The sequence below is a fragment of the Phytoactinopolyspora halophila genome, from assembly GCF_003287285.1.
GTDB classification, from domain to species: Bacteria; Actinomycetota; Actinomycetes; order Jiangellales; family Jiangellaceae; genus Phytoactinopolyspora_A; species Phytoactinopolyspora_A halophila.
Genome location: NZ_QMIG01000019.1, coordinates 1 through 12910, shown reverse-complemented (window position 1 = coordinate 12910; position 12910 = coordinate 1). Strand labels below are relative to the sequence as shown.

General features: G+C 65.8%; 14 protein-coding genes. All 14 read right to left on the bottom strand.

The genetic code is table 11. The annotated features are described in order from the left end of the window. Positions 1-74: 74 nt before the first annotated feature. The 14 genes from DPM12_RS16000 to DPM12_RS15935 all read right to left on the bottom strand — a co-directional run bounded on the left by DPM12_RS16000 (position 75) and on the right by DPM12_RS15935 (position 12698). Positions 75-2408 (bottom strand): immune inhibitor A domain-containing protein, encoded by a 2334-nt coding sequence (locus tag DPM12_RS16000; protein WP_112259347.1) that lies wholly within the window; start codon positions 2406-2408, stop codon positions 75-77. Positions 2409-2621: 213 nt separating this feature from the next. Continuing rightward, positions 2622-3200, bottom strand: coding sequence for a TlpA family protein disulfide reductase (locus DPM12_RS15995; protein WP_123788587.1), 579 nt, complete (start codon positions 3198-3200; stop codon positions 2622-2624). Continuing rightward, entirely contained in the window at positions 3197-3652 is a 456-nt protein-coding gene (locus DPM12_RS15990; protein ID WP_123788588.1) for a hypothetical protein, read from the bottom strand. The genes DPM12_RS15995 and DPM12_RS15990 overlap by 4 nt, the downstream gene beginning before the upstream one ends. A gap of 19 nt (positions 3653-3671) precedes the next feature. After that, positions 3672-6383 carry a M64 family metallopeptidase gene (locus tag DPM12_RS15985; protein WP_112259344.1) on the bottom strand — a complete coding sequence of 904 codons (2712 nt, stop codon included), beginning with the start codon at positions 6381-6383 and terminating at the stop codon, positions 3672-3674. Between the two features lie 223 nt (positions 6384-6606). After that, complete coding sequence (locus tag DPM12_RS15980; protein WP_112259343.1) at positions 6607-7020, bottom strand: hypothetical protein; 414 nt, start codon at positions 7018-7020, stop codon at positions 6607-6609. A 61-nt stretch (positions 7021-7081) separates the two neighbouring features. Next, entirely contained in the window at positions 7082-7990 is a 909-nt protein-coding gene (gene truA / locus DPM12_RS15975; RefSeq protein ID WP_170313710.1) for a tRNA pseudouridine(38-40) synthase TruA, read from the bottom strand. 44 nt (positions 7991-8034) lie between these two features. Beyond that, positions 8035-8649, bottom strand: a complete 615-nt coding sequence (gene rplQ / locus DPM12_RS24350; protein ID WP_112259342.1) for a 50S ribosomal protein L17 — start codon at positions 8647-8649, stop codon at positions 8035-8037. 81 nt (positions 8650-8730) lie between these two features. Next, a complete protein-coding gene (locus DPM12_RS15965) occupies positions 8731-9744 on the bottom strand; it encodes a DNA-directed RNA polymerase subunit alpha (RefSeq protein WP_112259341.1) in 1014 nt (337 codons plus the stop codon). Positions 9745-9861: 117 nt separating this feature from the next. Continuing rightward, on the bottom strand, positions 9862-10467 hold the full coding sequence (rpsD, locus tag DPM12_RS15960) for a 30S ribosomal protein S4 (RefSeq protein WP_112259340.1): 606 nt from the start codon (positions 10465-10467) through the stop codon (positions 9862-9864). A gap of 34 nt (positions 10468-10501) precedes the next feature. After that, positions 10502-10900, bottom strand: coding sequence for a 30S ribosomal protein S11 (rpsK, locus tag DPM12_RS15955; RefSeq protein ID WP_112259339.1), 399 nt, complete (start codon positions 10898-10900; stop codon positions 10502-10504). Between the two features lie 74 nt (positions 10901-10974). Continuing rightward, positions 10975-11352: a 30S ribosomal protein S13 gene (rpsM, locus tag DPM12_RS15950; RefSeq protein ID WP_112259338.1), complete on the bottom strand. Its 378-nt coding sequence runs from the start codon at positions 11350-11352 to the stop codon at positions 10975-10977. Between the two features lie 197 nt (positions 11353-11549). Further along, positions 11550-11663 carry a 50S ribosomal protein L36 gene (rpmJ, locus tag DPM12_RS15945; protein ID WP_112259337.1) on the bottom strand — a complete coding sequence of 38 codons (114 nt, stop codon included), beginning with the start codon at positions 11661-11663 and terminating at the stop codon, positions 11550-11552. 69 nt (positions 11664-11732) lie between these two features. Then, positions 11733-11954 carry a translation initiation factor IF-1 gene (gene infA, locus DPM12_RS15940; protein ID WP_112259336.1) on the bottom strand — a complete coding sequence of 74 codons (222 nt, stop codon included), beginning with the start codon at positions 11952-11954 and terminating at the stop codon, positions 11733-11735. A gap of 255 nt (positions 11955-12209) precedes the next feature. Beyond that, positions 12210-12698 carry a DUF1707 SHOCT-like domain-containing protein gene (locus DPM12_RS15935; RefSeq protein ID WP_112259335.1) on the bottom strand — a complete coding sequence of 163 codons (489 nt, stop codon included), beginning with the start codon at positions 12696-12698 and terminating at the stop codon, positions 12210-12212. Positions 12699-12910 lie beyond the last annotated feature (212 nt).

Sequence of the window (12910 nt, the reverse complement as noted above, 5' to 3'; positions counted from 1 at the left end):
GCCGCTGAACCGTCGCTGGATATACAAGAGGGACAGCGCCTCCCCTCGGCGGCGCTGCCCCCGTCAATGGGCTGCTACAGGTGGGTGCGAAGCTCTTCTGCCACGGACACGAGCGCCGCGCTGGCAAGATTGGCCGCTCCGACCTCGGCAACGTCCTCGGCGATCTCGACGAACCGGTCGAGAGCTCGCTCCGCTGGACGCTGCGGACTCCGCTCGGCGACGCGGAGCTGCGCGAGCAGCCGTTGCCGCTCCGAACGCTCGAGGAGGCCCTGCTCGGCGTAGGCGTCCACCAGGGCCGCTGCGCTCTCGAACGTGGTGGTCACGTCGTCGGCCGTCACGTCGAACTCGACGGTGGCCGACGCCTCCGGATCGGACTCGCTGGTGGCCGTGATCGTGACGGTGGCAACATCGCCGGCGCCGTCGCCCGCCGTCGCATGAGCCACGATCGGCACGCTCTCCCCGGAAGCTGCCGATGTGACCTCATAGGGCAGGGACACGTCCCAGCCATCGGCGTCGACGCTCGCGGAGAGACGGTATACGTCGGAGCCGTACACCCCGTCCCCCGCGTCGCCGGTGTTCGTGAGGTCCGCGGTCACCAGCGCCGTCGACGCTCCGGCCGGATGAACCACCGGGTCACCGAGCTCGGCGCCCCGCTCGTACTCTCCGGCACCGTCGAGATTGCGCACCGCGACGTCGTAGAACAGCGTCCCTTCGTCGTCCCGATACGCATCGAGGACGTAGAAGTGCACGTCGTTGTATTCGTCGACGTACTCGAACTCGCTGTCCGAACCGGTCCCCGCGTGGAAGGTGGCGTCGTCGAGCTGGCGCGGATCTCCCTTCGACACCGGCACGGGTTCGCCGCCCGGTTCCTCGTCGTTGCCCGGCCGGTAGAAGTCCACCCGGTCGATGTCCTCCGGGTTAGCGTCGACCATCCACACTCGCGGATATCCGCTCGGCCGAGTTTGCGCGAGCAAGACTCCGTGGCCAGGTGTGAACGAGTCGTTGCCGACCCGGTCGACGACCTCCATCGTGAAGTTCTGCCAGTTCGTCGCGCTGGGTGTACACCAGAAGTCGTCGTCGACGCGATCCTCACACGCACCGGGGGTGAAGCCACCTTCCCCGAGCTCGATGGTGAGTCCGACAAGATCGCCATCTGGCTGTGCCGAACGCGCCTTGAGCGGAACGACCGCGACGCCCTCGTCGGCCAGCTCCTGCCGGTTCAGCTGGATGTGCTCGTCCTCGGCCAACACATCCAGCCGGCCATCGCCACTGGTCTTGAAATACACCATGTGGTGCGGCCCGAGACCGGAACCGCCGACGTTCGGCACCTGCCACCGGTTGTGGGTACCGCCGGGACCGTTGAACGTCCCACGGCTCATCATCTCCCAGTAGCCGGTGTAGTTGCGTCCCGTGGCCGCGACGAACGGGTTGTTGTAGTTGTCCGGCAGGCCGCGCACATGGCTGAACTCGTGCGCGAACACGCTCTGCCCGGAGCTCTCCGCCTGGGTCGTCAGACCACGGGATGCGCTCGGCCAATGGTTGGCTGCCGCGCGCCACGACGTCCACGGCACGTAGCGCGTTCCAGCGTAATTCGTGATCGGATTACCCGCTTCGTTCAAGACGGGGCCGTCCTCGGCACCTGGCGGACCGAACGCCGCCGGGACGTCGTCCGCGGTCCGGAACATCATCTCGCCGAGTTCCTGCCAGGTCGACGATTCATCGTGCCCGGCCGTGACGAAGAAGATGCTGTCGTAGCCGCACAGTCTGGTGTCGCAGCCGATGTCCGTGCGCCAGAGGTCGCCGCCATCACCACGCAGGTCCTTATCGCATTCGTCACCGGCCGGGCACAGCGAATCCTCCTCGTCGCCGACCGGACGGCCCCAACCGGCGAGACCGTACTCGTGCACCTTGCCCGGCAGCGTGTACGGGCCGAACACGTCGACGTCGATGCCCAGACGGCCGTGAGTGTTCTCCATCCAGTACCCGTGGAGTGTCTGGCCACCGTTGTACTCGTTCGGGACCGTGTAGTACTCCTCGTACCACTCGTTGACCTCATGAGAGTCGACCGGTTCCCATCCGCTCTGCGGATTACCGAAGGGATGGGACTCGGGTTCCTCCGTAATCAGGAAAGGTTGGTCCTCGTAATCGAGCAGGATGAAGGCGCTGTTCCACTGCTCCTCGCTGCCCTGGCTGGTCTCGGAGGAATACCATTCCTCCGGCCGGATCGACACGTAGTCGTCCCACGTCATCTCGGCCTGATCGACCCACTGCTGCGGATCCGGCGGCACGACCGGATCCGGAGAATCACCAGTTGCGTGCAGATCCTGCGCCGATGCGGAGCCGAAGCCACCGAGCAGGGACAGCGTCAACGCCACAGAACCAGCCACGCCGCTGGCCCGCCAGCCCATCGACCTCTTCCGAGATGATTGCCGGTTTCTCAATGACCTCACCCTCCCAACATCGACCCAGGGTCGATCGCCACGGGTAACGCGATCCCAGGACCCTAGAGGCGGGGGTCATCGACCGTCACCGAGCATCTGTACGGAATAGCTCGGTCGTTCATCGAACATCTGTCGAGACGCGACTCGTCATGCCTGTGCAGCGCAACTGCGATCACCTGTTCAGGGATGAGGGTGAGCCACGGCGTACTCGTCGATGTACGCACGCAGGTCAGATTCGGTGATGCCTCCCGGCCAGCCGCGCAGCAGCGCCCCGCCCTGGCTCACCAGGGCCAGCAGCGGCGGCTCGGAGACCCCGTATTTGAGCCACCTGCTCCCATCCGGATCGGTACCCACCGGATAGCCGACGTCGTGCTCGTCCACATACTCGCGAAGCTCATCGGGTTCGGAATACCCGGCCACGCCGATGAACGTGACCACGTCCCGATAGTCGTCGACCACGTCGTTGAGGCCAGGCTGGAGCTCCCCGCACGGCTCGCACCAGGCCTCGAAGAACACGAGCACCACGGGACGTTCCTCCCAGAGCTCGCTCATCTTGACCATCTCACCGTCGAGCAGTTCCAGCTCGAACTCGGGAGCCGACGGGGCATCGTCCGGCGCCTCCCGAAACTCGGCGTCCTCGGGTACCGGACCTGGGAGCGCCTCGATGGTCCCGCCCTGCGCTCCCGCCGACGAACACGCCACCGCCATCGCTCCGGCCACGGCCGTCACGAGCGCGAGCACCTGACGTGGCGGTCTCACGGCAGGACCACCTCCGGCTGGTCGTCGAGTTTCGGATTCCTCGTGATCGGTGCCGGGTCGCGGCCGTCGATGATCAGAACGTGATCATCGACAGAGTCCAGCCCGGGGAGATCGAGCGTCATGACACAGATCGTCGGCTGGGGATCGTCTCCGACGTCGAGGGTAACGGCTTCCTCGGCTCGCCCGTGAGGCAGCGAACCGGAGACGACCCGCTGGCCCGCGGAATCTTCGACCGTGAACGGCACCTCCGGATGAACGTCGCGGTACGCATCCGCACCGGAGCACGTCGCCTCGGGCTCACGGATATGTCCGTCCGGAATGACCAGCCGCACCTGGAGCGCCGCGTCCGGGGACTCGTGGCGTCCCTCCGGATTCGAGCACGCCGCCGTCGAGAGCGCCAGCACCGCCGCAACGGTGAGCATCCCAGCGAGACGTCGCTCGTGCCATGTCATCGGCCCGCCCGCCTACCGATCACAGATCGGCGCAGTCGCCACGGGCTGGCCCGTCGATCCGGTTCGCGGCGTCGAAGTCCCGCGCCGGGGCATCGTTGCCCGTGCAGGACAACCGGCCGTAGAAGGTGTTTCCGGCCAGGATCGGTCCGTACTCGTAGCCGTACTCGCTGAACCGCTCGGCCGACTCGTCGTGGGGTACCTGCTCGTTACCGGACAACGTGACGGCGCCGTGGAAGGTGCTGCCCGCCACCGTGACACTCCCCTGCGTCCCCGACACCCGGACACGCCCCCGAAGCGTCGAGCCGAACACCTGGACGTCGGCGGCGTCGTCCACGATCAGCGTGCCGTCGATCGAGCTGTCGGACACCACGAGCGAGCCGCCGCGCACCGTCACACCACCATCGACCTGTGCGTCCTCCACGCACACGACACCGTCGGTGATCATGAGCGGGCCGTCGTGCGAACCGGAGACCGTCTGCGTGCACTCCGGCATGCCACCCGGGAGGACCGTCGCGCGGTACTCGTCCGCCGCGCCGATATTGCCTGCCGGATCGATCGCGCGGTGTTCGACCACGTGCGTGCCATACCCGGGGACGAACGGGCCGTTCGGGTCGTCCGGCCCGTACTCTTGCTCGAAGGCCGCCTTCGACAGGCCCCCGGTGCCGAGATTGCCGTACGTCAGGGCCTTCACGTCGATGCCGGAATGACGGAACCGGAACGGCGACTCGGGCATCGGCTCCTCCGGAAAACCGAAGTAGTTGAACCAGCCGCCGTCGTTCAGCCGGAACTCGCCAACGACGTACGGATCGTCGTCGTATCCTGCCCGCTCATCCTGGGGATCCAGCCACATGTCCCAGCCCCCGAAATAGACCGGGTGCTCGACGTCACCGTCGAGCGTGGTCAATGATTCCGACAGGGTCCGTGGTGCGCTCGGCAGTTCGTTGTCGACAACCCAGGTGACGCTGTCTACCTCCGCGTCGTCGGCCTCCGCGTCGTCGGTGCCCGGATCGCTGAGGACGGCCGTGAGGTCGTACGTGCCCTCGTCAAGATCCAGGTCATCCAGGTTCAGAGTCCTGCTGTGCGGCTCTGTGGCCAGCTCCTCACCGTCGAGTAACCACGTGACCTCCAGGACGCGATCCCGGGGGTTCTGCGTGCGGACGTAGACGACCTCGTCGCCGGCGACCGGCTGCTCGTCCGGCGTCCACCCGGTGAACTCGACCGGGCCGCGATCGGGCATTACCCGCTGGCGGCCCACGGTCCACTCGCGCGTCTGAACGAATCGGGGGCCGTTGTACCCAGAATCGGTGGCGCTGTTTCCCGTAGAGGGATTGCGAACCCAGTCGATACCGTCCGGACCCACCGGGTCCCGAACCTCGACATGGATCGACGTGCCCGGCTGCACGTCGACCTCGCTCAGATCCAGGTAGCGACTGTTGCCGGTGTCCAACACATCACCGTCGGGGCCGCCTACGCGCCAGGTGACCTGCATCTCGTGGTAACGCGGCTGCATCGGCTCGACCCACAGCACGCTATCCCTGCGCACCTCGCCCTCCGGGGTGTGCTCCAGGCTCATCTCGCCACGATCGCGCTGGCCGGTGATCCGCGCGACCATGTGCTCGCGGCCCACCTGGTCAAAGTAGAAACCGATCCAGCGCATCATCGAACTCTGGCTCGGCCGCCAGACATTCGACCCGCTGTACAGCCCGCTCTCGTAACCGTCCGGGTCGGCTGCGCGGATCGTCCCGCCCGATTCGCTCTCCTCCCCGAGCCAGCGGAACCACTTCGCCTCGGCCTCGATCATCTCCTCGGCTGTCATCCGGGTGTGATGGAACGAGCCCGGTTCCGAATCCGGATACGGATCTCCCGGGACGTCCCTCGCCCAGTAGGGATACTCGTCCTGCATCTCGCCCAGCGAGTGGCCGAGCTCATGCAGGGAGATCAACGGCGCCTGCGGGCTACCGCCCGAAGTGGTCGCATCCCGGCCACCGATGCCGCCATAGGTAAACGTGTTGGAGATCGCCAACGTCTGCACGTTCTGTGGCCCCGAGCCGGGCCCGCGAGTGGGATCGAAACTCCCCTGTGGGAGGCCCAGCTCATCCGCGACATAGCTGTTCAAGTACATCGCCCGTTGCTGGTCACCGTTACACGCTGGATCACCCAAGATGCCGGGCTCCAGGGGATAGTCCGGATTGGTCGTGGGCGTGGGATGGCCCGGGCAGTCGCTGCCGTCCGAGGCACCCTCGAGCGGCTCGCCGTAGGTGATTCCCCGCGCCAACGGGTTCGTGAGGCCGTCGGCATACCACAACCGCAAGGGCGTGTTCGTGGCATCACGCTCCTCCGGCGGCGCGTCCTCCTCCGGGTCCCGACGCACCCCGGAGTCGTACGACACGATCTCGACGAGATAGACGTTGATGTAGTGGCGATATGTCCGAAACGGCTCGACGCTCCACTGGACCGCCTGATTTCGGTCGACGTCGTCGCGGCACTTGTCGATCTCCCCGTACTGATAACCGTCGCACAGGATGACGAGGTTGAGCCGCTCGCTCGCCGGTCCGGTTTCGTGCAGGGGTACGACGCGCGCGCTTCCAGGCTCGGGCCACTCGGGCAATGCGCCCCCGGCAGGCGCGTCCTCGGCTGTGTCCTGCACGGACGTCGCTACCGTCGACGTACTCAACGACAACCCCGCGACCAGCAGCGCGGACGCCGACAGCGCCGCCATTCTCCGGCTCATCTGAGCTTCACCTCATCCACGTGCCGACAGCGCCGAAAACCCGGCAGCCGACGTCGGGTATCGGTCACAGCACGCTAACGATGAGGTCAGGTAGAGGGCACCCGTCATCTGACGGAAGTTGGGGCTACTGCCGTCCGTCTAACGTCGAACGCGTCTCGCTCGTCGGTCCGGCCGTTCTCCTCGACCCGGCAATTCTCGTCGAGCCGGGACCGAACGCTCGACGCTACTCGATGCCGTGCTTGCGAAGGATCGCTTCGATGTCCTCGAAGTCCTCGTCGTCGCCACCCGACTTCGAGGACTTGCCCTTGGACTGCTCGACGGCCGGCTGGCTCTCGGACTCATCGACCTGCTTGGGCTGCTTGGGCTTCTTGGCCTTGCCCGAACCTTCGAGTTTCTGGCCGACGAGGAACAAGACACCGGCCAACGCCAGGAACCCGGCGCCGATCCACGCCAGCGGGTTGAAGGTGAGGGTGGTGATGAAACGGACGAGGCCGGTCGCCGACGCGCCGATGAACATGAGGCCGAATGCGGCCATCTGCAGGGCTGCTGCGGCCCCCTTCGTCCGAACCTCTCGCACGGCGTACGCGACCATCCCGGTTCCGAGGACAGCTACCGCAATCGAGATCAAGGTGCCCATATATCCAGGCTACGTGCCATAGGCGGCGAATGCCTCAGGGGGAACCTCCAGATTTCACCCATCAGGAATTCTCTGTTTCCGCGCTCACCCGTCGCTCTCCGGAGCGACGCACGTTCCGAGCAGCACGTGCCCGCTGGGCAAGCTCCGGCTCCGGTGGATATCCGACGGCTTCCATCGTCAGACCGTGCGCTGGAGCGACAACAACGCGAGGATCGCGCTCCTGCCCGGCCAACACCGTCGCCGGCCAGTCGACATCTCGGCGGCCGTCCCCCACGTGGAGCAGCGCACCCACCATGGCTCGTACCTGGTTGTGGCAGAACGCATCGGCCTCGACCGTGGCACACGCGATCCCTCCGGGATCGCGTTCCCACTCGAAACGCAGCAGCTCGCGAATCGTCGTCGCGCCTTCCCGCGCTCGGCAGTAGGCGGCGAAGTCGTGCTCGCCGAGAAGGCGGGCCGCAGCCGCATTCATGACGCCGAGCTCGACGGGACGGTGATAGGCGAGTACCTGACGGCGCATCAACGGATCCGCACCGTAGGGCGTATCCGCCACGCGATATACATAACGGCGCCAGATCGCGGAAAAGCGCGCGTCGAAACCCTCCGGCGCCTGAGCGGCCGCCGTCACGCGGACATCGGACGGCAACACACCGGCGAGACGGCGGACCAGCGCTTCCCCGGGAGCTCGCTCCGAGCGGCCCGGGACGGCCTGCCAGGCATCCGGGCTGACGTCCGCGTGGCAGACCTGGCCACGAGCATGCACCCCCGCATCCGTACGTCCGGCAACCGTCAGGCGAGGTGGTTCGCAGCGCAGGACGCGACCGAGGGCCTCCTGCAGCACTCCCTGCACGGTGCGCTGGTCCGGCTGAGCTGCCCAGCCAGAGAAGTCCGTCCCCTCATAGGCGACGTCCAGCCGGATACGCAGCAGCCCACCGTCCCGGCCTCGGGAATCGGTGGGCTGCTGCGTCATCACGTAGCGCGGACTCGTCAGGTCACGACGCGGAACCGGCGTCGTCAGGCCTTGGAGTCGTCCGGGTCGTTCGCGTCGCCGGAGTCGTTCGTGTCGTCGGAGTCCGCCGGCTCGGACTCGGTGGCCGAGTCCTCCGCGTCGCCGGTCGCCTCCCCGGCACCGGCATCCGCAGCGGCGGCTTCCTCGACGTCGGTGGCCTCGCCGGCCTCAACGCCGGAATCCGCCTGAGCCGTGGACGCGGCCGCCGAGCTGCCCGCCGCGCGGCGAGCCGCACTCGTTGCCTCCTGCACGACCTGCTCGGCTAGCGGCTCGACGAGCTCGATGATGGCCATGGGTGCATTATCGCCCTTGCGCGGCCCAATCTTGACGATCCGGGTATAGCCGCCATTGCGATTCTCGTACCTCGGGCCGATGTCGGTGAACAGGATGTGCACCACGTCCTTGTCCCGGATGGTGCGCAGCACCTGGCGGCGGGCGTGCAGATCACCGCGCTTGGCCTTGGTGATCAAGCGCTCGGCCACCGGCCGCAGCCGACGAGCCTTGGCCTCCGTAGTAGTGATGCGGCCATGCTCGAACAGCGCGGTGGCCAGGTTCGCAAGCATGGCACGCTGGTGCGACGGCGAACCGCCGAGGCGAGCTCCCTTGGTGGGGGTGGGCATCGTGATCGTTCTCCTGTGTTCTTCCGTGGTCAGCCCCGGTACTGGTCACGGACACCACGCCCGGGGGCTCGTCAGCTGTGCTCAGAACTGTTCGTCTTCGGCGAAGGACTGGTCGTCGTCGCCGTAGGTGTCCACCGCCGCCGTCGGGTCGAAGCCGGGAGCGCTGTCCTTGAGGCCCAGACCCATGGTCGCCAGCTTGGCCTTCACCTCGTCGATGGATTTCTGCCCGAAGTTGCGGATGTCGAGCAGATCCGCCTCGCTGCGCGAGACCAGCTCGCCGACCGTGTGGATGCCCTCACGCTTGAGGCAATTGTACGACCGCACGGTGAGCTGCAGGTCTTCGATCGGCAGGGCGAGATCCGCAGCAAGCTGCGCATCGACCGGCGACGGCCCGATCTCGATACCCTCGGCCTCGACGTTGAGCTCGCGGGCCAGGCCGAACAGCTCGACCAGCGTGCTGCCGGCGGAGGCCAGCGCATCACGCGGGCGCATGGCGGCCTTGGTCTCGACGTCGACGATCAGCTTGTCGAAGTCCGTACGGCCTTCCACTCGCGTGGCCTCGACCTTGTAGCTCACCTTCAGCACCGGCGAGTAGATCGAGTCGACCGGAAGCCGACCGATCTCGGCGTCACTGCGGTTGTTCTGCACCGCCGAGACGTAACCACGGCCCCGCTCGACCGTGAGCTCCATCTCCAGCTTGCCCTTGCCGTTGAGAGTTGCAATCTGCAAGTCGGGGTTGTGTACCTCGACGCCGGCCGGAGGAGCGATATCGGCGGCCGTGACGGTTCCCGGGCCCTGCTTACGCAGATACATGACCACGGGCTCGTCGTGCTCGGACGAGACGACCAGACCCTTCAGGTTGAGGATGACGTCGGTGACGTCCTCTTTGACTCCCGGGATGGTGGTGAACTCGTGGAGTACCCCATCGATCCGGATCGACGTGATCGCTGCCCCCGGAATGGAGGACAGCAAGGTCCGGCGAAGCGAGTTTCCGAGCGTGTAGCCGAAGCCTGGCTCCAGCGGCTCGATGATGAACCGGGAGCGGTGTTCTGCGACCGATTCCTCGGAAAGCGATGGACGCTGTGTAATGAGCACGGGAACTTCCTTTCCGCGACGCCCGCTATATGACTGCCGCGATCAGGTGTGGCATCGGATCGGATGCTCTTGTTTCGCCGGTCCGGATAGCCACGAACGTGAACTATGGGTGGTGCGCTACTTCGAGTAGAACTCGACGATGAGCTGTTCCTGTACCGGCGTGTCGATCTGCTGCCGGGTAGGAAGCTGGTGGACGAGAATCCGCATCGTGTTCGGGATGACTTCGAGCCACGCCGGCACCGTGCGCTCACCGTGGGTCTCGCGCGCGATGATGAACGGCGTCATCTCCTTCGACTTGTCCCGCACGTCGATGACGTCGTGCTGGGTGACCTGGTACGAAGGGATGTTCACCTTGCGGCCGTTGACCAGGAAATGGCCATGGACGACCAGCTGGCGAGCATGCCGCCGGGTTCGGGCGAAGCCAGCTCGGTACACGACGTTGTCGAGTCGCGACTCGAGGATCTGCAGCAGCCGCTCACCGGTGCGGCCCTTGGTCTTGTTGGCTTCCTCGTAGTACCGGCGGAACTGCTTCTCCAGCACGCCGTAGGTGTACCGGGCCTTCTGCTTCTCCTGCAGCTGGACGCGGTACTCGCTCTCCTTCTGCCGCCCCCGGCCGTGCTGGCCCGGCGGGTACGGACGACGTTCGTATGCCTTGTCCTCGCCAACCAGGTCGACGCCGAGGCGGCGGGACTTCTTCGTGATGGGACCGGTGTATCGAGCCATGGTGGTTCAGATCTCCTGGGTGATCTCGTACGGGTCAGACGCGGCGACGCTTGGGTGGGCGGCAACCGTTGTGCGCCTGCGGGGTCACGTCGGAAATCGAACCGACTTCGAGGCCCACCGCCTGAAGCGAACGGATGGCCGTCTCACGCCCGGAGCCCGGACCTTTGACCAGCACGTCGACCTTGCGCATACCGTGTTCCTGCGCCCGGCGTGCGGCCGCCTCGGCCGCCATCTGCGCCGCGTACGGGGTCGACTTGCGCGAGCCTTTGAAACCGACCTGGCCGGCACTGGCCCATGAGATCACGTTTCCTTGCGGATCGGTGATCGAGACGATGGTGTTGTTGAAGGTGCTCTTGATGTGCGCGACACCATGAGCGACATTCTTTCGTTCCTTGCGGCGCACCTTGGTGGTGCGGGCCTTCGCTGGTGGCATTCTGGTTCTCCCGTTCGAGAAAGGTCTGTGTCGATCCGCTCTGGGGGCGACAGCGGCCTGATGCGATCAGGCCCTCACTTACCGGCCTTCTTCTTGCCGGCCACTGTCTTCTTCTTGCCCTTGCGCGTGCGGGCGTTGGTATGCGTGCGCTGACCGCGGACAGGGAGGCCCCGGCGATGACGGATGCCCTGATAGCTACCGATCTCGATCTTGCGGCGGATATCTCCCTGTACCTCGCGGCGCAGGTCACCCTCGGTCTGGTAGTTACTCTCGATCCAGTCCCGGAGCTTCACCAGCTCCTCGTCACCGAGGTCCTTGACGCGCAGGTCCGGGCTCACACCCGTCCCCTCCAGCGTCTCGCGCGAACGGGTACGGCCAATGCCAAAAATGTACGTGAGGGCGACCTCGAGACGCTTGTCGCGTGGGAGGTCGACACCAACGATACGTGCCATCTGGTCGTGCTTCTCCTTGACTCGTGCGAAGGTCTGTGCGCACAGCGTCTCGGTGAGCTGCCGGACAGCTCCCGAGCCCCGGCCCTCGCTTCCAGGGGTGGACGCTCACCCTGCTTGGTGGTGAGCGCAGCTGGTGCGCCGTCGGAATTATTCAGTTGTGACGGGCGACGAACGCGCGTGATCCTGTCCGTGCAGGCTCAACCCTGGCGCTGCTTGTGGCGCGGATTTGAGCAGATCACCATCACCCGTCCGTGACGGCGGATCACTCGGCAGTGGTCGCACATAGGCTTCACGCTCGGCTTGACCTTCATCAGATCTCTCTCATGTCGGCGTGTTGCGAGGTCGGAACGTTCTCCGGATCCTCCACACGTGCGCGCGGTTTACTTGTAGCGGTAGACGATGCGACCGCGGGTGAGGTCATACGGACTCAGCTCCACGACAACTCGATCCTCCGGGAGGATTCGAATGTAGTACTGGCGCATCTTGCCTGATATGTGGGCGAGCACCTGATGACCATTCTCCAGCTCCACCCGGAACATCGCGTTGGGAAGAGCCTCGGTCACGGTGCCCTCGATTTCGATGACCCCGTCCTTCTTCGGCATAGCCTCCGCACTTCTTCGGTCTTGGTCGTCTTCCTCGGCGCACTGCGCCACCGCCACGTGACGCAGTTGGCGGTGAACCTGGCCACAACCCCACCCGTCGGCATGCTTGATTCGACGGGTCAGCCGCAAGGGAACGACCAAGTAAGCCACAGTGGGCCAACGCCAGAGTTTACGTCACAGAGAGGAGGTTGACCAAACCCGGGTGCCACCTGTCAACCGGACCCGCGGCTACCGAACCATCCGGTTGCGAGGACGTCAGTCGACGCCGGGCCTCGGGCCGCCGCCCGGCCATCGCCTGCGATACGCGAGCTCGCCCGCGCCGAGCACGACGCCCCACGGACCGGCCACCCAGAGGGGCCAGAGGTGTTGGACACCATAGCTGGATACGACAAGTACCAGCAGCCAGATAACAACGGACAGGGCAACAGTGGTGCCGTAGACCCACCAGTTCACATTCAAGAAGACACGTGCGACCCGACGAGCCGTCAGCCGTCGTGCCGGCGCGGGAGCCGAGCGCGGCCGCTGCATGATCTGATCAGCGAGCTGCCCACCGGCGCGGCGCGGAATGGGCAAGTCGTCGATGACGCGGTCGAGATCGTGAAAGGTGCGTGCGGTGTAAGCGGACTCGAGCCGCTCCATCAATTCGTCATGCGACAACCGGCCATCGCCATGCGCCTCCTGCAAGATCTCCGTTGCGCGTTCCCGGTCTTCATCACCAGCGCGCATGTCCGAACGGCTCGCCATATATCCCAGTATGCGCACATCGAGCCCCCACCACCATCGGGAACATCCCTGATCTGCTGATCATGAACACTTGTCGGGCTATGGGCGGGCTCAAGCGGTGCTTGCGCCCGCCTGGTCGCCGGAGCAGATCTCGGCGTGGTTGGCGGCTAAACACCACGGTGATGCGGGGATGCAAGTGTCGCACGAGACGATCTATCACGCGGTGTATCTGC